Origin of the sequence: Corynebacterium endometrii (genome assembly GCF_004795735.1) — a bacterium.
GTDB classification, from domain to species: Bacteria; Actinomycetota; Actinomycetes; order Mycobacteriales; family Mycobacteriaceae; genus Corynebacterium; species Corynebacterium endometrii.
This window is the reverse complement of sequence record NZ_CP039247.1, coordinates 1,077,940-1,101,819: the sequence shown is the minus strand read 5'-3', so window position 1 is coordinate 1,101,819 and position 23,880 is coordinate 1,077,940. Positions and strand designations below refer to the sequence as shown.

Genomic DNA, 23,880 nt, shown 5'->3' with positions numbered 1-23,880 from the left:
ATCCCCTACAGCCAATCCGGGTTCCGCTTCCACACCCAATAGAAGAACGCGATGATCATCAAGCCAATCAAGGCGGAAACAATGATGTTTCCTTCAGCGAACGGGCGCAAGAACAATGGAACCATGAGCGCTACCGGAATTACCCACTGTCCGCCTTGTTCCCCAGCATTGGGATCTTGACGATACGACTCACGCACCGACTTTGTTTGATTCCACAGTAGAAAGCCAATAATTCCACCGAAGAGCAGGAACAGATAAACGATAAGTGCCCACGCAGGAATGTCGATGCCATAGGAAATGACGGAATAACTCACCGCAATAAAAAGGGTAACTATAACCCCTAATGGGTTTGGCCATGCCTTTTTCTTGCTTTGCTCAAGGCCTTCCGCGAAGGCCAACGATTCTTGCGCATCACGATCCTGCTTGCTTTCCATAATGGAAAGTCTATTACTTTCCGGTTTGGTAATTAACAATAATTTTCATCAACATTTATGGTGAGCAATAAAAAGTCCGCCCACCTTCGTAGCGAAGGAGGCGGACTAGGAAGAAGTCAGGGTTTATGCCAGTGGGTTGACAGCTGCGCCAAACCACCAGACGGCCACAAGGGCGGCGATGCCCAGGATAACGAAGACCCAGGAGGTGGCCAGCGGGCGGCGGGCCCAGCTACGGCCAAAGTCCAAGGAATAGAAGCCTGGGCCGGTAAACTGAAGCGCGAAAGCAATCACGAAGAGCACCAGGGACAACCAGACGGATTCAGGCCATGCAAAGACGTCCAGGCCTGTTCCGGACTCTACAAGGGCATGCAGTGCGGTAAAGCCGGTGACTACCAACCCAAGCATTGCCGCCAATGGGGTTATGAGGCCCAATAAGAGGAATACGCCCGCGATGAGTTGGAGCGTTGGAACGCCGATTGCCAAAACATTTGGCAGCGCGTAAGCCGCGAAGTCAGACTCTAGGCCTGCAAGCCCCTCACTGCCGCCCAGCTTGAAGAAGGTGGTTACGCCAGCAAAGATGAGGTACACGCTCAGCGCCAAGCGCACGAACAGAAGGCCAAAGTCGATGGTGCCGCGCTTGCCGTAAGTCTTGTACCCCTCACGCTTTTCGGCCTCAAGGCGCTCGCGCTCTTCGCGCGCCGCACGCTCTTCCGGGCTCTCGACAGGCCCTTCAACGGTCGCAGGTGCGGGCGCGGCCTGTGGCGCCGCATACTGCTCCGAAGGCTGGACATACGCTCCGGAAGCAGTGGTTCCACCGGCCGCGGGGAATGCGGTGGTGCTGGCGGCAGGCTCATCAAAGCCCGCAGCGGTGGTTGAGCGGGAGTCCGGATTGATGGACTGTGGCTGCGCGCGGCCCGGACGCTCCAGCGGGGATGCCGGCGGTTGTGATTGTCCCTTCTCTGCCCCACCACGCGGCGCAGCGGAAGTAGGGGCATCGGAGTTCAATTCAATCGAACGCGTCTCCTGGGGCGTAGAGCTCGACGCGTAACGGGAGGGATTGTTTGGATTGTAGGTTGGAACATCCATCTCGGAGTCCATACCGGCTTTATCTGGCTTCTTATCGGTCATGCACTCAGGTTAGCCGAGGCTTAGCCCATTATGCTTCCTGCACCTCGGCGCGCCGTTAACTGATACCAAAGCGAGACACTTAAAACTTGCGGACAAATTTATGACTACCCCGCCTCCCCCACCAATTGGTCCTCCCCCACCAATTGGTTTAGCCAGACAGGTTTCACCCGCCCACCAGCCAGGAATACGGGGAAGGATTTGCCCATCATTGCCAAGCCCCAGGAGAAACGCTTACACTGATGGGAGATTCTGTTGACATGTCCACATTCTCTCAAAAGTTAAGGAGTTGTGACCGATGGCAGATGCCACTTCGCAGACAAACACTAACGATGACTACGCTGGCGACCCGCATAATGCCAGCCCTGAGGGCGAATATGTTCGCGACGTCAATTACATCGAGGATCGAGTCCTCGCGGACGTTAGCGATATCACCCCGGCCGAGGACGGCACATTCCACTGGCCTGCCGAATCCGGCCGCTACCGCCTCGTCGCGGCTCGCGCGTGCCCATGGGCGCACCGCGCCGTCATCACCCGCCGCTTGATGGGCCTTGAGGATCATATTTCCCTTGGCCTGGCGGGCCCAACACATGACGTCCGATCCTGGACCTTCGACTTGGACCCCGGAAAAGTAGACCCAGTGCTGAAGATTCCCCGCCTGCAGGACGCGTATTTCAACCGCTTCCCCGATTACCCTCGCGGCATAACCGTGCCGGCGCTAGTGGATGAGGCAACCACAAAGGTGGTCACGAATAACTACCCCACCATGGTGAAGGATTTCGTCCTTGAATGGTCACAGTTCCACCGTGAGGGTGCCCCACACTTGTACCCCGCAGAACATGCCGAACAGATGGAGGAGTTCAACTCATACATCTTCCGCTACATTAACAACGGCGTGTACCGCTGCGGCTTCACCTCTGAGCAAGAGGTCTATGAGATGGCGTATCAGGAACTTTGGGAGGCGCTCGATTGGGTGGAGAGGCGACTCGGCGAGCGGCGCTACATGGTAGGCGATAACATAACGCTGACCGATATCTATCTGTTCGTCACGCTCATCCGTTTTGACCCAGTTTACTACGGCCACTTCAAGTGCTCTCGACACAAAATGAGCGAGCTGCCCAATATTCGCGGTTACCTCCAAGAGCTATTCCAAATCCCAGGTTTCGGCGACACGGTGGATTTTGCAGAGATCAAGAAGCACTACTACTTCGTACATAAGGAAGTAAACCCCACCCAGGTAGTTCCGGTTGGCCCGGATATGTCATGGCTAGCCGAGCCACACGACCGTGACCGCTTTGGCGGCCAGCCTTTTGCCACCGGTCAAACGCCCGCGCCACGCCAGCTCCCCGAAGGCGAGCACATTAAAAACCCGGAGCCTTTCCAACTGGAGCTCTTTCCCTACTGCGGCGGAAAGTCCTAAGCCACTACGCTCTTGAGTCCTACGGATCGACTTTCGCAACCCCTAAAGCGCCTAGGCGCCAGGGGCCAAAGCCTGGGCCGCGGCCGCCTGGACGCTGTGGGTTAAATCTTCGAGGAGTTGGGACTCAAGCCGCCAACGCTGCCAATACAGCGGGATGTCCAACCTACGATCGTCTAGTTGCACCAGCTCGCCAGACTCAAGGAGATCGCGCGCCTGCTGCTCAATAACTAGTCCCCAGCCCAGCCCCGCACGTACCGCTTCCAAATATCCGTCCGAACTCGGGATGGAAGACGTGCGATTGCGCATGTGCACGCTATCAATGAGCCGCTCGCTCATCGCATCTGCCAGCACCTGATCGTAAGGCCCATACATGATCGCGGGAATGCTATGCCAGTCCACGCCTCGAGTCGCACCGGTTGCAACCGGTTCTTCCAACGCGTATCGACCGGCGAGTTCCGGGCTCGCTACGGCCCAATAGCTCACCGTGCCAAGGTAGGTAGACTCACACCCAGAGACGGCCTTGGCCTCACGGGTTACCGCGCCCAGTACGTCTCCGCGGCGGAGCATCGACAAAGTGCGGGCTTCGTCCTCAATGCGGATGCGCAGCGCCGCCATACCCTGGCGCGCCATGTCCCAGATCACGGGCGTGAACCACGTAGACAGTGAGTCTGAGTTCACCGCTACCTCGAGCGGCACACGGGCCATGCGGTCCCGCAGGCGCGCATCCGTTTCAGCTTGCACTAGGGCGATGCGCCGCGCGGCTTGGACCAAGATCTCACCGGCGTGCGTCGCCGTAACCGGGTTGGCGCGCCGCAATAACACCCTTCCGGCTTGGCTTTCCAGCGCCTTAATGCGTTGCGAGACCGCGGAAGGCGAGATTCCTAGCACTGCGGATGCATCCTCAAAGCTGCCCTCATCAACAATCGCGAGCAGGGTTTCCAGGTGAACGGGGTTCATGAAGCTATTCTAAACCATCCTCACATTATTTAATTGGACTTCATTAGAAGCAACTGCGACAGTGAGAGCCATGTCAATCGTGCTCGCCGGGTTTGCACTAGGCCTATCCCTCATCGTTGCCATCGGTCCACAAAATGCCTTGCTCATCAAGCAGGGCATCAAACGCCAAGGCGTCGCAGCCGTGGTAATCGTGTGCATGGTCTCGGACGTGCTCCTCATTTTCGGCGGCACCGCCGGGGTCGGCTACCTAGTAGACCGCTTCCCCATGGCCCTGACGATCCTCAAGTACGCGGGCGCCCTATACCTTGCCTATTTCACATTCCTTTGCTTCCGGGACGCTTTTAAAAAAGACGCGGAAGCCATCAAAGCGGAACAGCACGAACTGCAAGAGGTCGCCTCGTTCGATGGCTCTACCCGCGGAACACTCGCCACTCGCACGCGGATAACCGCGCGAACGCAACAGCGCGCGTGGCTAAAACCGGCGCTGGCCGCCTTGGCTTTTACCTGGCTCAATCCAGCCGCCTACATTGATGTCTTGGTCATGCTGGGCGGGGTGGCCAATCAGTACGGAGCTGACGGCCGCTGGCTTTTTGCCACCGGCGCGCTGTGCGCTTCAGTGCTTTGGTTCCCCACCGTCGGCTTTGGCGCATCAAAATTCTCCGATGTCCTTGCCCAGCCGCGCGTCTGGCGCATCATCAACTTCGCCATCGGCTGCATCATGGTGGCACTGACCTACAAGCTCCTGTTCCTTGTATAAGGGGCCACCGCGGTAAAATTTTCGTAACTATTCCCCAATAGTTATTGTGGCTTAAGTTACAATTTGCTAGTTTCTTTTCCATCACCCGTCCCGGCGCCGCTAGTGCGCACCGCCGGGACGGAGTTCAATGTCCACGGGTCACTGACCCAAGACGGGAAAGACGCAATGACACAAATCGAACAGCCCTCAGCGGCAAACGCCGGTCCCATTCCAGACGCGGCTTCTACGAAGAAATGGCGGATAGTTGGCCCTGGCCTTGTCGCCGCAGCCACCGGCGTGGGCTCCGGTGACCTTGTGGCCACCCTCATCGCCGGCCAAAAATACGGCTACGCCCTGTTATGGGCCTGTGTCGCCGGAACCATCATGAAGATTGTCCTCGTCGAGGGCGTGGGTCGCTACACGTTGGCCACGGGCAATACCATCTTCCACGGCTGGACTCAGTTAGGAAAGTGGACTCAATGGTACTTTGCCCCCTACATCGTCATCTGGGGATTCGTCTACGGTGCCGCCGCTATGTCCGCCACGGGCATGGCACTCCACGCGCTCATCCCGGCAGTGCCGCTCGTTGCCTGGGCGGTGGTAACTGGACTGATTGGATTCGCGCTTAACTGGGCCGGCCAATACAAAGTATTTGAGAAGATCATCGCGGTCCTCGTGGGCATTATGTTCCTGACCGTATGCGTCATCGCGTGCTTCTCACTGTCCAATATTGGCGAAATTATCACTGGGCTGGTTCCAAGCGTGCCGGAGGGCTCCTTCGTCTACGTCCTTAGCTTGGCTGGAGGCGTTGGGGGTACCATCACCCTTGCCGCGTACGGCTACTGGCTTCACGAAAAGGGCTGGGATTCCGTGCCGTGGATGCGAGTCATGCGTTTGGACAACTCCGTGGCCTACACGGTGACCGGAATCTTCGTCATCGCCATGCTCATCATCGGCGGCGATCTACTCTACTCCGCCGGCATCGCCGTGGACTCCGGCGACCAGGGACTCGTGCAGCTCGCGGATGTTCTTGAGGCCCGCTACGGCTCAGTGATGTCCGTGGTATTCCTCGTCGGCTTTTGGGCCGCGGCACTATCCTCGGTACTGGGCGTCTGGAACGGCGTCTCCATGATGTTCGCGGACTACGTCGGCCACCTCAAAAAGCTGCCAAAGGACCACCCGGATATCCAGATGGGTGGCAAATACTACCGCTGGTTCATTCTCTGGCTGACCTTCCCGCCCATGCTCTTACTCTTCTTGGGCAAGCCCACCGCATTGGTCATCGCCTACGGTGTGCTGGGAGCCTTCTTCATGCCGTTCTTGGGACTCACGCTGCTCCTGTTGCTCAACACTAAGCACACCCCGAAGCAGTGGCGCAATGGTTGGTTCGTCAACACTCTCATGGCCATTATCTCAATCGCCTTCATCTTCATCTGCGGCAACGAGCTTGTAGGGGTTTTCAGCTAAAGGCTCATCATCATCGGCAAAGGCCCGGGCCATCGCATAAAAGATCTCCCATAACGGGAGGCGATGGACCGGGCCTTCAACAGCTAGATTCCCCGCGAGAAAGGCTTACGGGTTACTCCCCAGCCTTATCCGTGTAGTATTCCACGTCCTTTTTCTTCTCTTCGAACTTTTCCATGTCGAAGTTGACCGAGTCATCGGCATCGAGTTCTTCGGCAACCTCGGTGCGGATGTCCTCGAAGATCTGCTCGTCATCCATGTTGGATTGGGTGATATTCTCCCCAATTTCCTCGTCGAACTTCTGGTCGTATTCCTTATCGGGGTGCAGCTTTAGGTGCAGCAGTGCCTTAATGCGCTCGCGGCGGGTAGCTTCATCCTTGATATCAGCGAGGGATTTAACCCATGCCACTACCAGCACGGCAACCATCACGATGCCCAGGTAACCAAGGATTGGGTAAACGGAGCCCATTAGCGTCTTGAAGCCCAGGAAGGATAGACCGAAGCCCGCAAGGCATACCACTACGAAGATAACCCGGTAACGGTTTTCGCGGCCGGCGGCCAAACGCTTACCCAGCGCGTAGAACATGCCGATGGCGGTGTTAAACACCATCAGGTAAATGATCAGGGCCATGATGGCGCCCAGGGTTGGGCTGATGGAATCCACGATCATCAGCATCGGGATGTCAGAGTCGCCAATGCTCTCCACGTTCATCATCAGGGAGAAACCGGCAAGCGCCATCATGATGAAGTAGATAATGCCGCCAAGGATTCCGCCGAATCCTGCCTCGCGTGGGTTGACGTGGTCGCCACCGATAACCAGGGTCATGGAAACTGCCATGAGAAGGGCCAGGCCGTTGTAGTTAAGTGCCGAGACCAACCAGTTGCCGATCGGGGACTCTAGCTGTGAAGATGCCTCCACCGCAGCACCAATATCGTTTGGCATATTAAAAGCGGTGTAGATCGCCACCAACACCACGGCGACGATGATAAGCGGCGTGATGGCACCAATGACCCGGGAGACCTTGCTGACGTCAAGCATGCCGCACACGAGGACTAGGCCCAGCATAATCAGCGAACCAATCCACGCCTTCACCCCGAACTGCTGCTCGAGCGTGGAACCCGCGCCGGCCAGCATTACGAAACCCACCGCGAAGAGTGTCACAATGACACAGATATCCAGGAAGCGAGATACCCAGGGATGCGTCACCTTGCGGAACACGGAATTGTGTTCCTGGGCGTTGAAGTAGCTGCCCAACTGTAGGAACACGGTTCCCGCAAGGGTCATAATGATGCCCGCCACGATGATTCCCCAGACGCCATTGAGGCCGAAGGACGTGAAGTACTGAACCACCTCCTGCCCTGTAGCAAAGCCTGCGCCGACCAAGAGGCCAACGAAGGACATGGATATTCCCAGAGATTTAGTAAGAGACACGCTTTCCTTCAGGTGCTAGATGCTCAGTGAACAAACGAACAGCCAAACAGTCTACGCTCATCCATGCATAGATTGCCATTAGAGGCGACAGGTTTAAGGCCCGTCCCCTTAATCGGAGACGGGCCAATTGTTATCAAGCGCTTTCGAATTAGCGTGTTGCCAAAGCTCGGGCCCTAGGCGATACGAGCCCCGGAGCCACCGCTTACTGCACCGCGGCGTCCTCGAATGTTGCGGTATCGATGACGAAACGGAAACGCACGTCACCGGCTACCACGCGATCATAGGCCTCGTCCACGTCGCTGACGCCAATCTTCTCAATCACGGCGCCAAGGCCATGCTCGGCGCAGAAATCCAGCATCTCCTGGGTTTCCGCGATGCCACCGATGTTGGAGCCGGTCAAAACCTTTGCCCCGCCCACAAGGCGGTTCATATGCAGCGGCATAGCCTCCGGCGGCAGCCCAACGACAGACATAACGCCGTGGGGTTTTAACAAACCGAGGTAGGCCTCGAGATCGTACTGCGCGGAAATTGTGGACAGGATGAAATCAAACTCGCCATGGTGCTCGGCGAAAAATCCCTCCTCGGAGGTGGCTAGGGTGCGGGCGGCCCCGAGCTTGGCCGCGTCATCCGCCTTGGAGGTCGTGCGCGATAGCACGGTCACCTCTGCGCCCTTGGCCGCGGCGATCTGCACGCCCATGTGGCCAAGTCCGCCAAGGCCCACGACGGCAACCTTGTCGCCCTCACCAACCTTCCAGCGGCTCAGCGGCGCGTATGTTGTGATACCGGCGCACAGCAGGGGTGCTGCCACGTCAAAGTCGATACCCTCCGGAATGGTCACCACGAAATTCTCATTGACCACAACCTTTTGGGCGTAACCGCCCTGGGTCACGGTGCCGTCAACATCAATGGAGTTGTACGTGCCAACGTTGCCTTTCAGGCAGTCCTGCTCCATCCCATTTTTGCACTGCTCGCACTCCATGCAGGCGTTAACCATGCAGCCCACGCCCACGCGGTCACCGACCTTGAACTTGGTGACGTTTTCACCCACGGCCTCCACTACGCCGGCGATTTCGTGGCCGACCGTCAGCGGGAAGCTAGCCTCACCCCACTCATTGCGGATGGTGTGGATGTCAGAGTGGCAGATTCCCGCGGCCTTAATGTCGATGACCACGTCATCGGCGCGTGGATCCCGACGCTCGATCTCGACGACCTTGTAGGGCTCCTGTGGGCCGGCCTTCTGCAATACCTTGGATGTAATAGTCATGATGGCCAAGATACCCCGAAAACGCCCTAACGCGCCTAAGGAAAATGATTTCCTTTAGGCGCGTTAGCTGCGGATTCCAGCCTCCGGTGCGTTACTTCAGCTTCTCGGCGATGAGCTTGTTGACTTGGCCCGGATCGGCCTTGCCCTGGGTGGCCTTCATCACGGCGCCGACGATGGCGCCGGTGACCTTGGTGTTGCCGGCCCTGTACTTCTCAACGATGTCCGGGTTGGCGGCCAACGCCTCGTCCACCGCCTTCTCGATGGCCCCATCGTCACGAACCACCTCGAGGCCACGGGAGGCCACAACCTCGTCTACATCGCCCTCTCCGGCCAGGACTCCGTCCACGGCTTGGCGGGCCAGCTTGTTGGTGAGCTTGCCCTCGGCAACGAGCTCGGCAACGCGCGCAACCTGCGCCGGGCTGATCTCCAAGTCCTGCAGGTCCTTGCCGGCCTCATTCGCCTTACCGGTCAGGTAGGACACCCACCAGGAACGGGCCTCGGCCGGCTTTGCGCCAGCCTCTACGGTCTCAACGATAAGGTCGAGCGCTCCGGCGTTGACCAGGTCTCGCATCTCCTCATCCTTAATACCCCACTCCTCCTGGATGCGCGCGCGGCGGATCCACGGCATTTCGGGCAGGGTCGCACGGATTTCTTCGACCCACTCGGCCGGCGCCAGCACAGGGGGCAGATCCGGGTCATTGAAGTAGCGGTAATCCTCAGCGGTCTCCTTGGGGCGGCCCTTGGAGGTGGATCCGTCAGACTCCTGGTAGTGGCGGGTCTCCTGGATAATCTCACCGCCGTCCTCGAGCACCTGCGCCTGACGCTGCATTTCAAAGCGCACGGCCTGCTCTACGGACTTCAACGAGTTGATGTTCTTAGTCTCGGTACGGGTGCCGAACTCTTCCTGGCCAATCGGGCGCAGGGACACGTTGGAATCGACGCGCATGGAGCCTTGGTCCATGCGGGCGTCGGACACGCCCAGCGCCGCGACCAGTTCACGCAGCGCGGTGACGTAGGCGCGTGCCACCTCGGGGGCGCGCTCGCCCGCGCCGATGATCGGCTTAGTCACAATCTCAATCAAAGGAATGCCCGCACGATTGCAGTCCACCAACGATGCGGTAGCGCCATGAATGCGGCCGTCCGCGCCGCCGAGGTGGGTCAGCTTGCCGGTGTCTTCCTCCATGTGAGCGCGCTCAATCTCGATGCGCCATGGGGTGCCGTCCTCCAAGACAACATCAAGGTATCCGTCGTACGCAATGGGCTCATCGTACTGGGAAATCTGATAGTTCTTCGGCTGGTCCGGGTAGAAGTAATTCTTACGTGCAAAGCGCGAGGATTCGGCAATCTTGCAGTTGAGCGCCAGGCCAATCTTGATGGCCCACTCCACACCCTTAGCGTTTACTACCGGTAGCGCACCAGGCAGGCCCAGGGAAACCGGATCTACGTTGGAATTCGGGGCTGCGTGAAAGTTGGTGCCTGACGCCGAGAACATCTTGGTCTCGGTTGCCAGCTCCACGTGGACTTCCATGCCCATTACCGGTTCGTACTTTTCAAGGACCTCGTCATAGTCCATCAAGTCATACATCGCAGCAGTCATGGGGTACATACTAGTACGCGCCGCCCCACAGGTGCCCCCTAGGGAAGGCGAATGTCCCCTTCCGGGCGCGCTGCGTTAGCGCGCACCGCCCTCAATAGGTAAATGTAGAGACCATGGCTACCCCAATCTCCGTTGATAAAGAGCTCTTTGTACCGTTCCTTATAAATTCCGTCATGTTTGACCGCACACTAGGGGTGGCGGAGGTAAAGGACCACCTGGAGGGGCTAGACACCCAGGAACTGAGCATCGGGGAGGTAAAGCAACTCCCGGAAAACACCGAATCCGGCCCGACCCTAATCTTTGGCGTCAACGGCCAGTACCTCGTTCGCGTCGTACTCGTTGATTCCCCTCTCACCGACCGCGTGGCCCCAGCCATTCATCCCATACTCACCGGCCCCGCGGCCGATAAGCTTGGCACCGTCAAGGCCCAGGCCCTGGTAAGCCTCCACCCCAACGAGGGGGAGCCAACGCGGGAGGACCGCCTAGCGCAGGCCCTGTTGCACGCCCGGGTCTCCAATCATCTATCCCGGCTAGCTGGGGTCGTGGCCATTCACAACGTGCAGGATTCCACGACGGTTGCCCCGCGCCTCTATTCCGACGCCCTGTCCGACTCGGTTTACCCCGTCCTCATGGCGCCGGTGTGGCTCGCCCCGGATTCCTCCGGTGACACCTTCACGGGCTATACCTACGGCCTGCATCAGCTGGGCCACCCGGAGCTGCAGGCCACCGGTATCAGCGGTGACCCTACCGAGGCCTACCTGAAGCTCATGAATCTGGCCAATTACGTCATTGGCGGGGCCACGTTGAAAGAGGGTGACACCTTCTCATTTTCGCAAGGCGCTACCCCATCCACCGTCGAAGCTGGCGCGTGGGTCATTAGCGACAAGGTTCCAGCCCTGATAATAGAAGCCCGGTCATTGATCTAGTTATCCCTCGGCGGGGCCTTTGGCAGCGGCGTAATGGGCGCAGTGCCTTAAGGCTCCCACGCCGGGTTGCCGCGGCCCCGAGGCTGGCGCGGGCCGGTTTAGTTTGCCCTATTCCGACCGTCGATATAGCGGCATCCGGCGGCCAAGAGCGCACCCGAAAGGTTGTGCCAGACGGAAAATACCGCGCCAGGAAGCGCTGCCAGAGGACTCATGTGCGCCGAGGCCAACGATGCGGCCAGGCCGGAATTTTGCATACCTACCTCCACGGCCATGGTGCGGCGCACCGGCGCGGGCTGGCCGCTGAGCCTGCCCGTTAACCAACCCAGGCCGTAGCCGAAGGCGTTATGCAAGATGACGGCCAGGAATACCACCAGGCCGGCGGTGGCGATATTGTCCCGAGATCCGCCCACGACAATCGCCACAATCCCGGAGATAGCCAGCACGGAAACCCATGGAAGTACCGGAGCTATTACCTTGATCACGCCCGGCAGGAACATGCGGATAACCAGGCCGGCGACCACGGGCACTAAAACGACCTTGACGATGGACATGGCCATGTCGCCGGCATCGACCGGCAGGTACTCGCCCGCGAGCCACAGCGTTAGCACGGGAGTCAGGACGGGTGCCAGCAGGGTAGACACGGAAGTCATCGCCACGGACAGGGCCACGTCACCACGCGCCAGGTAGGAAACGACATTGGACGAGGTACCGCCCGGCGCGCAACCCACCAGGATGACGCCCGCGGCGACCTCGGTGGGCAGATCCATGATGGTAACCACGATGACGGCCGCCAGGGGCATGAGTACGAACTGCGCGATAACGCCTATGAGGACAGGCAGCGGGCGCTTTGCGACCAGCGCAAAGTCTACGGGCCTCAGGGTTAGGCCCATTCCGAACATGACGATGCCTAGCAAGGGGGTAACCCAGGCGGACATACCAGCAGTGGTGTCGGCGGCGAAGAAACCGATGAGGCCGCCGATGATGACTAGCACCGGGAATCCGAGAGCGGCGATCATCGCCGCGCGCTCACCCTGTGCGTCTTCAGCGGTGCTGTTTACTGTTTCATTGGGCCGGTCAGGCAGCGGCGTCGCGCGGCCGGACGGGTTGTTAGTTGGTGTCATAACTGACAAATATAGTCCATGGAATGAAACAGGCGTTCCACATTCTGGAATAATTTTCGCATCGGCGGGTATGTGAAGAGCCGCTAGCGGGGGACGGCTAGCGGCCCAGTGGGGGTGCGGATTAGAGTGCCCTATCCTTCGGCTGATTTAGCCGAACAGGGCTTGGGCGGTCTGGTAACGGCGCTGCGGGACCGTCTTCAGCTCGCCGACGGCCGCCTCCAGCGGCACCAGATCGATGTTTTCTCCGTGCACCGCTACGCACTTATTGGTCTCGCCGTTGTGGGCGGCGCGAGCCGCATGGACTCCAAACCGGGTAGCCAGGATGCGGTCAAACGCCGTAGGGGTGCCACCGCGCTGGATGTGCCCCAGGACCGTGGTGCGCACGTCGTATCCGGTACGGCTCTTAATCTCATCGCCGATGACCTGGCCGATGCCGTTGAAGGTCTTGTGGCCAAACTGATCCTCTTCGCCCTCGGAGAAATCCATGGTTCCTTCCTTGGGCAGGGCCCCCTCAGCGACACAGACGATGCCGTACTTCTCCCCCATCTGGAAGCGCCGCTCCATGGCCTTGCAGATATCGGCGACATCGAAAGGGTGCTCCGGGATGACCGTGTAATGCGCGCCCCCAGCCATGCCGGCGTTGAGCGCGATCCAGCCCACGTGGCGGCCCATGACTTCCACGATCAGGATGCGATTGTGGGATTCGGCCGTGGTGTGCAAGCGATCGATAGCCTCTGCGGCAACGGATACCGCGGTATCAAAGCCAAAGGTCACATCGGTCGCGTTGACGTCATTATCGATAGTCTTGGGCACACCGATGACTGGGATACCGTTGTCAGCCAGCCACTTAGCTCCCTTGAGGGTGCCCTCACCACCAATGGCGATAAGCGCGTCGACTTCGGCGTCCTTGAGGTTTTCCTTGATTTGCTCAAGGCCCGCCTTAAACTTATCCGGGTGCATACGGCCAGTGCCTAGGATGGTGCCGCCGCGCAAAAGGATGCGGTCGATCGAGGCGTCGTCGTAAAGATCGCGGCGGCGGTCATCCATGAGGCCTTCCCAGCCGTCTTCATATCCAATGACGGTGTCACCAAATTCGTTAGAAGCGGTACGGACCACCGCACGGATAACAGCATTCAGGCCGGGGCAATCGCCACCGGAGGTCAAACAGGCAAGTCGCATACTCCCAAGCCTAGCTACTCATGCCCGATTATGCCCATTCGGCGCTCCAGTTCCGCCCCGCGCCGTACTCAGTCAATGGGCGCCTTCCGCCGCGGCAATGAGCGCCTTTCACGTTCCGTTCCTTCCATGCCCGCGCCGGCGGGCGGGAAAATGCATAGATTTAACCAGGCCTTAAACTTCTCCCCGTCCGCTGTTTACCAGGGGAAGGTTAGATCAATCTTCGGCCCGCACCAAGGCCACGTTCCGTGGCGGGGCCGAATTGTATTTACGTAGCTTTTAACTCTGCGCTGAGCTTCCTAGACGACCCTGGAGATGACTGATCATGACCGCGACACCTCGCCCCAACCGCCCATTACGCCAGGCTACCGCCGGCCTTGCGGCCCTAGCGGCGACCGGACTACTAGTTGCCTGTTCGGAGCCCACCGAAGGCGGAACAGGCGATGCGGCTTCCTCCAAAGCCGGCGCTTCGGGAGAGAAAGTAACCATTACCGTCTACACCTCCGAGCCGGAGGAGAAGGTTGACGAGGTCAATGCGGCCTTCATGGAGACCCACCCCAATATTGAGGTCGAGGTCTACCGCGCGGGCACAGGTGATCTCAATACGCGTATCGCGGCAGAGAAAGAATCCGGCAACATCGAGGCTGACGTTTTATGGGCAGCAGACTCCGCCACCTTCGAGGACTACGTGGAGGAAGGCGACCTTGCGAAGCTGAGCAACGTCGATTCTACGTCGCTTATCGAGGAGGCCATTGATCCCGAGGGCTACTACGTGGGCACGCGCATCATCCCCACCGTAATCGCGTACAACACCGAGGTCATCGAGGAAACTGACGCGCCGCAGTCCTGGGCCGATTTGGTGGACCCCAAGTACAGGGAGCAGATAGTCCTGCCTAACCCCGCCGTATCCGGCGCAGCGGCATTCAACGCATCGGTCTGGAAGAACGCCGATGGGCTGGGAGTGGACTGGATTAATAAGCTGGGCGAGAACACCCCCATGATTGCCGAATCTAACGGCCCTGCCTCCCAGGAAGTTGCGTCCGGCTCACGCCCGGTAGGGATCGTGGTGGACTACTTGGTTCGCGATCTGGCCGAGGCCGGTTCCCCCATCGCGACCGCCTACCCATCTGAGGGCGTCCCGTACATCACCGAGCCCGCGGGCGTTTTCGACGCCTCCGATCAGAAGGAGGCCGCTGAAACCTACATCAATTTCCTACTGTCCGAGCAGGGCCAGAGGATTGCGGTAGATCAGGCGTACCTTCCGGTACGCGAGGACGTAGGTACCCCAGACGGCGCGCCGGCCCTATCGGAGATTGCGCTGATGACCCCCGATCTCGATGTAGTCACCCAAGACAAGGACGCAGCGGTTGACGCCTTCCAGTCCGCAATGAACTAACTGCTTAAGGTTGACTCGTTTACGTGGCTCGATTTACCTCCCCTCTAAGTTTGATGCGGCTTGGCGTGTGGCTCATAGTCATCGGCCTCTTCGCAACGCCATTGGCCATGATTGTCTCCCTCGCCCTAGGCGGCAACCAGATTCCCCAATTACTAGAGCACGGCCTTGGCCAAGCCGTACGAAACTCTCTGTTGACCACCATCTTGTCCGCACTAGGAGCGGTGGCCCTCGGCACGGTCATCGCGCTCATCCTGGAGCGCACGGACATCTATGGCACCCGAGCCCTGCGGCTTTTCCTGCTGGCGCCACTGTTGATTCCACCGTTCATCGGAGCCATTGCCTGGTTGCAGCTCTTCGGGCCTAATCAAGGGTTCAATAAGTTCTTTGGCACGGAAATCTGGAACCTGCTGGGTGCCGATGGCGTGACGTTCCTATTCATCATCCATTCATACCCCACGGTCTACGTCATTATCGCCTCTGCGCTGCGTTCCATACCTTCCGATTTGGAGCAAGCCGCCCGCGTTTCCGGCGCATCCACAGCCCAAGTGTTGCGCACTGTAACCCTTCCTCTGCTGGCCCCGGCGCTGCTTTCAGCCTTCACCCTGACCGCCGTGGCCAACCTGGCTGACTTTGGCATCCCCGCTTTAGTAGGCTCCCCTGCGCGTTTCGAGACGCTGGCGACCATGATTTACCGCTTCATGGATTCCGGTACCGTGGACAATCCGCTGCAGGTGGTCTCCACCATCGGAGTGCTCTTGCTTTTCCTCGGCATCGGCGCGGTCCTCGCCGACTATTTGGTGTCAATGTTCGCCGCGACTAAGCTGCAGGACACGGGCGCCTCGCAGCGCTTCGCACTGCGGGCGGCGCGCGTCCCAGTCACCGTCATCACCTGGGTAATGGCCCTTATTATTTCACTGGCCCCGCTCTGCGGACTGGCGTACAGGGCGTTGCTGCCCGCCCCCGGTGTCCCATTTACCTTAGAGACCATTTCCCTCGACAACTTTGTCTCCGCCGTTGCCAATCCACGGGTGCAGGATGGCTTCGCGAATTCTTTGTTCTTGGCCGTGAGCGCGGCCGTCATTTGTGGCCTGCTCGGCTGGTTCGTGGGCGTAGTGGTAACCCGTACGGCGTTCCTTGGCAACACCGCCCTTACCCTTACGGTGCTGCTTCCCACGGCGATGCCCGGTCTCATCATCGGCGTGGCCTGGTTGATCTTCGGCCGATACACAGGCCTCTACAACACAGTGTGGGTCATCCTGGGCGCCTACGTCTGCGCCTTTACCGCCCTAGTACTCCAGGCCGTGCGCGCGCCGCTACTAAACACCCCGGTGGCCGTTGAAGAAGCGGCACGCATCTCCGGTGCGGGCCCCGTGAGGGCGCTACTATCAACCACCGGTGCCATGTCTATTCCCGCGGCCATCTCCGGTGCGGTGTTGGTCGCGGTAACAGCGGTCCGCGAGCTCACCGTGTCCATTTTGCTCATCGCGCCGGGAACCACCACGCTGGGTGTCCAGGTATTCAACCTCCAGCAGGCGGGCAATTACAACCAAGCCTCCGCACTGTCCCTGCTCTTCGTTCTCATCGGCATCTTCGCCGTGGCACTGACTATCCGCTCCCCGAAGGTAAAGGTTTAGAACCGCAATGTCCTCAATCGAAATCAAGAATCTATCCGTCACCTTCCCGGATGGCACCAAAGGTTTAAACAATGTTGACCTCTCCATCGACGAAAATGAATTCATCGCGCTGGTGGGACCCTCAGGTTCCGGTAAAACCACCCTGCTGAGGACTATCGCTGGTTTCGTGGAGCCCTCGGACGGGCGGATGCTTATCGATGCCCAAGACGTGACTGCCGTACCGCCGGAAGAAAGGCGCTTGGGGATGGTGTTTCAGCAGCACGCTGTGTGGCCGCACATGTCTGTGGAAAGCAATGTTGCCTATCCACTCAAGATGGCCAAGCTGGCCAAGGCTGAGCGCAAGCGGCGCGTTGAGGAAGTACTAGAATTGGTGGGGTTGGCCGGGTACGGCAAGCGCAAGCCGGCCTCCCTTTCCGGTGGCCAGCGCCAGCGCGTGGCGCTTGCGCGCGCCATTGTCTCCGACCCCACGGTCCTGTTACTCGACGAGGCGCTTTCAGCCTTGGACGAACCGCTGCGAGACTCCCTTCGCCGCGAGCTGGTGGCGCTGAGCCACCGGCGCGGGTTGACCACGATTCATGTGACCCATGATCGCGCGGAAGCCCTGTCCATCGCCCAGCGGATCGTGGTGCTGGACAAGGGGGAGATTCAGCAGGTAGGTACTCCGGAGGAGATTCTCCACCACCCGGCTAACCCCGCCGTCGCCGCCTTTATCTCCGATGCCACGGTACTTAGCTCCCGCCTCGACGGGAGCACGGTGGTCTGCCCTGAATTGGGCATGAGCTGGCCCGAGTCGCAATGCCGCATGCTAGGTGGAGGAAACCAGGTGGCCGTGTTGCCTGAGTCCGTAGCGCTCACGGGACCCGGCGCACCAGGCTCCATTGGAGCCGAAGTAACGTCCACGCTATTTGCCTTCGACCACTACTCCGTCACGGTCAAAACCGCTAAGGGGCAGTCCTTCAGGACCGTGAGCCCGCACGCGTTGAACATCGGCGAGAAGGTAGGGATGACCGTGTCCCGGCCGCTGGTGTACTAGTTCTTCGACACGGTCCTTCGTACCGGCGCCGAGATCCTACGGTCGCTGGTTTCCGGTCGTGGTGTGCAGCGTGTCTTTAAAGAAGCACACCGCGGCAAAGCCGCCCACAAGCGCCAACATGATGAGCAGTAGGGCGCTCGCGGCACCGGTCTGCAGACCCGAGTTGGCCGAGCCAAGCTGTATCGCTGCGGAGACCAGCGCCACACCTACCACCGAGCCTACCTGCCTGAACGTGTTGTACACGCCGGAGGCAACCCCCATTAGCTCCCCTTTAATGTCCCTCATGGACGTAGCCGAATTAGTGCCCCACACGAAGGATTGGCCGAATCCCAGGAGCATGGCCGGCAGGCACAGCCACCATGGGTTGAGTCCGGAACTGATGATCCACCACATAATGCCCATGCCTACGATCAGGGTGCCAAAGCCGAATTGGCTAAGGCGGCGTGGATGCAGCTTATCCACAAGAATCCCGGCGAAGGGACTGGATATGACAGAGGTGGCGGCCATGGGCGCCATGACCAGGCCCGCCTGGTTGGCGCTGAACCCCTGCACATCCTGCACCCACAGGTTGACCGGCAATGCCAAGGTCACCGACATAAACCCCATGGAGATAATGGACAGCGTGCCCACCCGGTAGTTGCGGTCCGCGAACAGCTCCAGCGGTACAAGAGCATCCGTGCCGCGCGCCGCCGCCGAATCCTGCAGGCGCACAAAGAGTATAAGCCCCACTACGCCAACAGCAATGAGGGCAAAGACCCACCAGGCCCAATCGGAGTCCGGTGCTTGCTGAATGGCAAAGATGATGCTGCCCAGCCCCACGAACAGAGCGAGGACAGAAGCCGCATCAATCTTGCGGTGCACCGCAGGCATCTTGGGCACCCACAAGGTGGCCAAGATGATAGCCACGATTACGATAGGAATCGGCACCCAGAATACGGCGTGCCATCCAAAGGTACCGGTGAGGAATCCGCCAACGATAGGCCCGAGTAGGGCCGCGACCGAACCGATGATCCCCCACACCCCCAACGCGCGTCCGCGACGCTCACGGGCAAAGATGCGGTTGATAACGGACATGGTCTGAGGCATTTGGATGGCGGAGCCAAATCCTTGAATGATTCGGCCCGCAATTAGTGCCTCGATGCTAGGGGCCATCGCCGAGACTACGGCGCCACAGGCCATGACGCCCAGACCCAGGCGGTAGAGCAGCTTCTGGCCATACATGTCCCCCAGGCGGCCCGTAAAAATCAGGGGAACGACCACCGCAAGCAGGTATCCGGAGGACACCCACAGCAGCTCGTTAATACTCGCGTCCAAATCCCGCTGAATTTCGGGCAGTGCAACGGCAACCATGGTCTGGTCCATCAACGCCATGAAAAAGCCCATTGACAGGGCGAACATGGCAAGCCACGCCTGCTTCTCTGGCATCACCGTGCTGGGTGTGTTCATTTTCACTAGTCTAGGCTCACCTTTCGAGTTTGTCCCTGCTGGTTGTCACTTCCGGTCATCGCCACGCCATTGCGCCAAGCCGCCGCGCCTTCACGAGCGGCGGACTACACTCGTGAGCCATGGGAGCTATTGAAATCAAGAAACCTCAAGACGTAAACACCGCCGCTACCGTAGCCACCGGGCTGATCGGTGGGTGGCTCACCGCCCGTGAAACCGGCATCCGCCCACTGGGCGGAGTACTCCTTGGGGCGGCTGGGGTATGGGCCGCCCGCTCGTGGTATGCCAAGACCGGCGCTGCGACCACCGCCGCATTGGCCACGCTGTACGTGGGTGCATTCGGCGCCTCTCATCCGCTGGCGAAGAAGATTGGCGCGTGGCCATCCGTCCTCACGGTGACCGCCGCGGCGGCCGGCGCGGCCTACGCGCTTTCCGATAGCAAGTAGCACCGCTTAGCCGCGACCCTGCACGGCCGCGGCTTCCTGAGCCTCCATCTCCGCCACGAACTCGCGCTTGCTCGATTGCCATTGGCTCTCGGTCATACCGAGGCGCCAATAGCCGGAAATCGATGCATCCTTTCGGTCCACACCATTTTCCGCGAAAAGGAATCGACGCACGTCCTTGACCATCTCAGCCACCCCGTGAACGAACCAACTGGTGCGTCCTGACGGGACCCCGTGGTTGCGTACCGCACGCGCAAGTTCCGTCCCCGCGGTGGCGCCCTCGCGATAGATCCAGGTCACCTCTCTGGGCATCTCAAAGCGATGTGCCGCGTCCTCGACCTCAATGAAAATGCTCGCCGGGGCTTCAGCGGGTAGCGCCTCGACTGCAGCCGCGATTGCTGGCGCCGCCGATTCATCCCCCGCAAGGACGAATCGATCATAGTGAGGCTGCGGCTTCCATGCTCCGCCCGGACCTCCAAATCCGATAACATCCCCTTCCCTCGCCTTAGCCGCCCACGCCCCGGCCAGCCCTTCATCGCCGTGCAGGACAAAATCTACGTCCATCAGACCCGTTAATTGGTCGAAGGAACGGATGGTATAGGTCCGGGTAATCGGCCACATCTCCCTCGGCTTTGATTCCCGAATCTCCCCCGGTTTGAACGGCCATTGGTAATCTGCCCCGTCCGGCACGAAGAGTAGCTTGATGTAATGGTCGGTAAAAGCCAGCTCGACTCCTTGAAGTTCCTCGCATCTAAAGGTCACGCGCACCATAGACGGCGAGAGCCTACGTGTAGTGACCACTACCGCCTCACGGGCGGTGAAGCCCTTGCGCGGACCGCCCGGCATCCCCCGACCGTGGCGGGGCTTGGATTGGCTCTGAGCTTCAGGATTCATAGGCATGCGATTAGGTTACCCTAACCTGAGCCGGGATGTCATGGCCCGTGCCGCGTTGCGGGACACGCGCCACGGCCAGCGGGGTTATTAATACCCGTCCCCTAATCCAAGCGAATTGTTTTGAGAGTCTGACATTTCAGACCATTAATCTATAGCCCTATAGAATTTAGGGGCCATGCCCCATATCCTTAGATCACCTCACACCCGTGATGGCCACATCAAAGTTCTAAGGAGACCACATGTCTAGCACCGGTAGCGTATCCGCTTCCCCCGACGGCCTGCTGATGGCACTCATCCAATATCCCGTTCCAGTCGTGAACAAGCCGGAAGATCTCCAAACCAACGTGGATGAGATTTGCCGCATGGTCGCATCCACCAAGGCCGGTTACCCGGAACTCGATCTCATTGTCTTTCCGGAGTACTCCACCTCCGGCCTCAACACCAAGATCTGGTCCTATGATGAATTCCTCATCGGCCTGGACGACCCACGCGTCGATCAATTCAAGCAGGCCTCCATCGATAATGACGTCTGGGGCGTCTTTTCCATCATGGAGCCAAACCATGAGGAGGGAAAGCCCCCATTCAACACCGCAATCATCATCGACAACAAGGGCGAGATTGCGCTGCATTACCGCAAGCTGCAGCCCTGGTGCCCCATCGAGCCGTGGTACCCGGGCGACCTAGGCATGCCGGTCTGCGATGGCCCCAAGGGCTCAAAGCTCGCCGTGAATATTTGCCATGACGGCATGTTCCCCGAGCTAGCCCGCGAAGCCGCCTATAAGGGGTGCAATGTCTACATCCGCATATCGGGTTACTCCACCCAGGTCAACGACCAGTGGATCATGACCAATAAGACCAACGCCTGGCAGAATTTGATGTACACCGCATCGGTCAACCTCGCAGGCTACGACCAGACCTTCTACTACTTCGGAGAGGGCAACGTCTGCAACTATGACGGCCACCTCATCGCCGAGGGCCACCGCAACCCCGGCGAGATAGTAACCGCCGAAATTTTCCCGGAGCTCTCCGACAAGGCCCGCCGCAACTGGGCGCTGGAGAATAACATTTACAACCTGGGCAACCGCGGCTACGTGGGCCACCCAGGCGGCAAGACGGAAAACTACCTCACCTGGGTTAAAGACCTCGCCAATGGCGAATACAAGCTCCCGTGGGCCGATGAGGTTCGCATTAAGGACGGCTGGAAGTACTATCCGGACGGCCCTAAACTTGGCCCACTGCCCGACGAATACAAGCAGTAACCGGGGTCTGCGCCCCGCGCCCCCAGCACCCGCAGCCGCGGTTGTCTAATCCGGATTTAACCGACGGCCCCGCTGGGCTCAAAAAAGGGGCCGGAATCTGGAGTGGATTTCGGCCCCTTACACTGTCCCCCTTGCGGGCCCTACTTGCGACCAGCTTCGTAGGCTGCGCCGACCTTGTAGAGGCGGTCGTCGGCGAAGGCCGGCGCCATAATCTGCAGGCCGGTTGGGAGGCCGGTATCGGACGCCATACCGGATGGGACCGACATGCCACACAGCCCGGCCAGATTCAGCGGCAGGGTGCACAGGTCGAAGTTGTACATAGCCATCGGATCCTCAACCTTCTCGCCAAGCTTGAAAGCGGTGGTTGGGGTGGTTGGGGAAACCAAGACGTCGCACTGCTCGAAAGCCTTGGCAAAGTCCTCGGCAATCAAGGTACGCACGCGCTGCGCCTGCAGGTAGTACGCGTCGTAGTAGCCAACAGACAACGCATAAGTACCCAGCATGATGCGCCGCTTCACCTCTGGCCCAAAGCCCTCGGCACGGGAGATGGACATGACCTCTTCCGCGGAATGCGAACCATCGTCGCCTCCACGGTGGCCGTAACGCATGCCATCAAAGCGGGCGAGGTTGGAGGAAACCTCACACGGCATGATCAAGTAGTACGCGGCTAGCGCGTCATCGAAGTGCGGGCAATCAACCTCGACGGTCTCGGCGCCTTGGGACACCAGTTGCTCGACCGCCGCATGGTAAGCCTCCATCACACCGGGCTGCCATCCGTCGCGCTCAAACTGCTTGATGATGCCAATCTTCACGCCGGACAGATCACCCTTCGCACCTTCCTTAGCCGCGGCCACCACAGGGGCCACAGGCTTATCGACGCTCGTCGCGTCGAAGGAATCATGGCCCGCGATTACCTCGTGAAGCAATGCGGTATCCAATACGGTGCGCGCGCACGGGCCGGCCTGGTCCAGGGAGGACGCCGCGGCAATAAGCCCGTAACGGGACACGGTGCCGTAGGTGGGTTTTACGCCCACGGTGTTGGTCAGTGCGGCTGGCTGGCGAATGGATCCACCGGTATCCGTACCGATTCCCAGGGGAGCCTGCCCCGAGGCCAGGGCGGCGGAGGTGCCGCCGCCGGAACCGCCCGGGGTGCGTTCAATGTCATAGGGGTTGCGCGAAGGGCCAAAAGCGGAGTTTTCGCAGGAAGAGCCCATTGCGAACTCGTCCAGATTAGTCTTTCCCAGGATTGGGATGCCAGCCTCGCGCAGCTTGGTGACCAGTGTCGCGTCATACGGGGACATCCAGCCCTCGAGCATCTTGGACGCGGCAGTGGTTGGCGCGTCCGTAGTGGTCAACAGATCCTTCAACGCCAGTGGGACGCCCGCCAGTGGCGAGGCCGGGGGCTCGCCGGCGTCGAGAGCCTTGTCCACGGCGTCGGCGGCCGCGAGCGCTTCCTCGGCGCCAACATGCAGGAATGCGTTGAGCTCGCCGTCAGTTTCGGCGATGCGATCCAGGTGAGCCTGGACCACCTCGCGGGAGGTAATTTCGCGGGAGTGGATCTTTTCCGCCAGCTCCGCGGCGGTAAGGGAGGTTAGCCCCTCGGCGGGTACAACAAAGGTGGACATTTACTCTCCTCCGAGGATCTGAGGGACAACAAAGCGGTCATCTTCCGCGGCAGGCGCCTGGTCAAGCGCCTGCTCGGTGCCCAGCGTGCGGACGATAACGTCCTCACGCATTGGGGCGTTAATGGTGTGAGGGTGGCTCATTGGCACTACGCCTTCCGCATCCACCTTGCCCACAGCGGACACTGCACCAATGATTTCATCAATCTGGCTAGCAAACTGTGACAGCTCTTCCTCGCTCAGCGCCAGGCGAGACAACTTGGCGAGGTGTGCCACCTCGTCACGCGAAATCTCAGACACGCGTACTCCATCCTTTGCTTATATTTCACTCGAATGTATATTATGCAAACGAGCCGGTGTTTAACTCTTGAGTTAGTCCTCCATGCTACTGCACGCCCCGCGGCGGTCGCTAAGCCACCCGCGAAATTGAATGCTCACCGCGCAATTAATGCTTGTGGCTTGAGTCTCAGCACTAGTAGTATGGTCCAGCAACCGCGTTTAATA

At 59.6% G+C, this 23,880-nt stretch carries 21 protein-coding genes; 9 read left to right on the top strand and 12 right to left on the bottom strand.

Features of this window, described 5'->3' with window-relative positions:
- Window positions 1-5: 5 nt before the first annotated feature.
- Together CENDO_RS04945 and CENDO_RS04940 are read right to left on the bottom strand one after the other, a co-directional pair.
- Entirely contained in the window at window positions 6-434 is a 429-nt protein-coding gene (locus CENDO_RS04945; RefSeq protein ID WP_136141052.1) for a hypothetical protein, read from the bottom strand.
- A gap of 123 nt (window positions 435-557) precedes the next feature.
- Complete coding sequence (locus CENDO_RS04940) at window positions 558-1,562, bottom strand: DoxX family protein (RefSeq protein WP_136141051.1); 1,005 nt, start codon at window positions 1,560-1,562, stop codon at window positions 558-560.
- Window positions 1,563-1,857: 295 nt separating this feature from the next.
- Between CENDO_RS04940 and CENDO_RS04935 the strand changes: the two genes are divergently transcribed.
- On the top strand, window positions 1,858-2,979 hold the full coding sequence (locus tag CENDO_RS04935) for a glutathione S-transferase C-terminal domain-containing protein (protein ID WP_136141050.1): 1,122 nt from the start codon (window positions 1,858-1,860) through the stop codon (window positions 2,977-2,979).
- Between the two features lie 51 nt (window positions 2,980-3,030).
- Here the strand turns inward: CENDO_RS04935 and CENDO_RS04930 are convergent, their stop codons facing one another.
- A complete protein-coding gene (locus CENDO_RS04930) occupies window positions 3,031-3,936 on the bottom strand; it encodes an ArgP/LysG family DNA-binding transcriptional regulator (RefSeq protein ID WP_136141049.1) in 906 nt (301 codons plus the stop codon).
- 70 nt (window positions 3,937-4,006) lie between these two features.
- Here CENDO_RS04930 and CENDO_RS04925 point away from each other — a divergent pair, with 70 nt between their 5' ends.
- Together CENDO_RS04925 and CENDO_RS04920 are read left to right on the top strand one after the other, a co-directional pair.
- Entirely contained in the window at window positions 4,007-4,693 is a 687-nt protein-coding gene (locus CENDO_RS04925; RefSeq protein WP_136141048.1) for a LysE/ArgO family amino acid transporter, read from the top strand.
- 165 nt (window positions 4,694-4,858) lie between these two features.
- Window positions 4,859-6,139, top strand: coding sequence for an Nramp family divalent metal transporter (locus tag CENDO_RS04920; RefSeq protein ID WP_136141047.1), 1,281 nt, complete (start codon window positions 4,859-4,861; stop codon window positions 6,137-6,139).
- Window positions 6,140-6,251: 112 nt separating this feature from the next.
- Here CENDO_RS04920 and CENDO_RS04915 read toward each other — a convergent pair whose 3' ends face one another.
- The 3 genes from CENDO_RS04915 to gatB all read right to left on the bottom strand — a co-directional run bounded on the left by CENDO_RS04915 (window position 6,252) and on the right by gatB (window position 10,429).
- Window positions 6,252-7,568: a YkvI family membrane protein gene (locus tag CENDO_RS04915; RefSeq protein WP_210726574.1), complete on the bottom strand. Its 1,317-nt coding sequence runs from the start codon at window positions 7,566-7,568 to the stop codon at window positions 6,252-6,254.
- Between the two features lie 202 nt (window positions 7,569-7,770).
- Complete coding sequence (locus CENDO_RS04910; RefSeq protein WP_136141046.1) at window positions 7,771-8,832, bottom strand: NAD(P)-dependent alcohol dehydrogenase; 1,062 nt, start codon at window positions 8,830-8,832, stop codon at window positions 7,771-7,773.
- A gap of 91 nt (window positions 8,833-8,923) precedes the next feature.
- On the bottom strand, window positions 8,924-10,429 hold the full coding sequence (gene gatB, locus CENDO_RS04905) for an Asp-tRNA(Asn)/Glu-tRNA(Gln) amidotransferase subunit GatB (RefSeq protein ID WP_136141045.1): 1,506 nt from the start codon (window positions 10,427-10,429) through the stop codon (window positions 8,924-8,926).
- A gap of 113 nt (window positions 10,430-10,542) precedes the next feature.
- Between gatB and CENDO_RS04900 the strand changes: the two genes are divergently transcribed.
- Window positions 10,543-11,355: a DUF4261 domain-containing protein gene (locus CENDO_RS04900; protein ID WP_136141044.1), complete on the top strand. Its 813-nt coding sequence runs from the start codon at window positions 10,543-10,545 to the stop codon at window positions 11,353-11,355.
- Window positions 11,356-11,453: 98 nt separating this feature from the next.
- Here CENDO_RS04900 and CENDO_RS04895 read toward each other — a convergent pair whose 3' ends face one another.
- Both CENDO_RS04895 and CENDO_RS04890 read right to left on the bottom strand, forming a co-directional pair.
- Window positions 11,454-12,371, bottom strand: a complete 918-nt coding sequence (locus CENDO_RS04895) for a bile acid:sodium symporter family protein (RefSeq protein ID WP_246014425.1) — start codon at window positions 12,369-12,371, stop codon at window positions 11,454-11,456.
- A 252-nt stretch (window positions 12,372-12,623) separates the two neighbouring features.
- Window positions 12,624-13,655, bottom strand: coding sequence for a 6-phosphofructokinase (locus tag CENDO_RS04890; RefSeq protein WP_136141042.1), 1,032 nt, complete (start codon window positions 13,653-13,655; stop codon window positions 12,624-12,626).
- A gap of 322 nt (window positions 13,656-13,977) precedes the next feature.
- Here CENDO_RS04890 and CENDO_RS04885 point away from each other — a divergent pair, with 322 nt between their 5' ends.
- From CENDO_RS04885 to CENDO_RS04875, 3 genes are read left to right on the top strand one after another with little or no spacing between them, the layout of a single operon-like run.
- Window positions 13,978-15,048, top strand: a complete 1,071-nt coding sequence (locus CENDO_RS04885) for an ABC transporter substrate-binding protein (protein ID WP_136141041.1) — start codon at window positions 13,978-13,980, stop codon at window positions 15,046-15,048.
- A 53-nt stretch (window positions 15,049-15,101) separates the two neighbouring features.
- Window positions 15,102-16,682, top strand: a complete 1,581-nt coding sequence (locus tag CENDO_RS04880) for an ABC transporter permease (RefSeq protein ID WP_136142151.1) — start codon at window positions 15,102-15,104, stop codon at window positions 16,680-16,682.
- 7 nt (window positions 16,683-16,689) lie between these two features.
- A complete protein-coding gene (locus tag CENDO_RS04875) occupies window positions 16,690-17,715 on the top strand; it encodes an ABC transporter ATP-binding protein (RefSeq protein ID WP_136141040.1) in 1,026 nt (341 codons plus the stop codon).
- Window positions 17,716-17,751: 36 nt separating this feature from the next.
- Here the strand turns inward: CENDO_RS04875 and CENDO_RS04870 are convergent, their stop codons facing one another.
- Window positions 17,752-19,161: a DHA2 family efflux MFS transporter permease subunit gene (locus CENDO_RS04870; RefSeq protein ID WP_136141039.1), complete on the bottom strand. Its 1,410-nt coding sequence runs from the start codon at window positions 19,159-19,161 to the stop codon at window positions 17,752-17,754.
- 119 nt (window positions 19,162-19,280) lie between these two features.
- Here CENDO_RS04870 and CENDO_RS04865 point away from each other — a divergent pair, with 119 nt between their 5' ends.
- On the top strand, window positions 19,281-19,604 hold the full coding sequence (locus CENDO_RS04865) for a hypothetical protein (protein ID WP_136141038.1): 324 nt from the start codon (window positions 19,281-19,283) through the stop codon (window positions 19,602-19,604).
- Between the two features lie 6 nt (window positions 19,605-19,610).
- Here the strand turns inward: CENDO_RS04865 and CENDO_RS04860 are convergent, their stop codons facing one another.
- On the bottom strand, window positions 19,611-20,447 hold the full coding sequence (locus CENDO_RS04860; RefSeq protein WP_136142150.1) for a siderophore-interacting protein: 837 nt from the start codon (window positions 20,445-20,447) through the stop codon (window positions 19,611-19,613).
- 287 nt (window positions 20,448-20,734) lie between these two features.
- On the opposite strand from CENDO_RS04860, the gene CENDO_RS04855 reads away from it, so the two are divergent.
- The gene (locus CENDO_RS04855) at window positions 20,735-21,754 is read left to right on the top strand and encodes a formamidase (protein ID WP_136141037.1); all 1,020 of its coding nucleotides are present in this window, start codon (window positions 20,735-20,737) and stop codon (window positions 21,752-21,754) included.
- 140 nt (window positions 21,755-21,894) lie between these two features.
- On the opposite strand, the gene gatA is transcribed toward CENDO_RS04855, so the two are convergent.
- Both gatA and gatC read right to left on the bottom strand, forming a co-directional pair.
- Window positions 21,895-23,379, bottom strand: a complete 1,485-nt coding sequence (gene gatA / locus CENDO_RS04850; RefSeq protein WP_136141036.1) for an Asp-tRNA(Asn)/Glu-tRNA(Gln) amidotransferase subunit GatA — start codon at window positions 23,377-23,379, stop codon at window positions 21,895-21,897.
- Window positions 23,380-23,676, bottom strand: a complete 297-nt coding sequence (gene gatC / locus CENDO_RS04845) for an Asp-tRNA(Asn)/Glu-tRNA(Gln) amidotransferase subunit GatC (RefSeq protein WP_136141035.1) — start codon at window positions 23,674-23,676, stop codon at window positions 23,380-23,382. It lies immediately after the preceding gene.
- Between the last annotated feature and the right edge of the window lie 204 nt (window positions 23,677-23,880).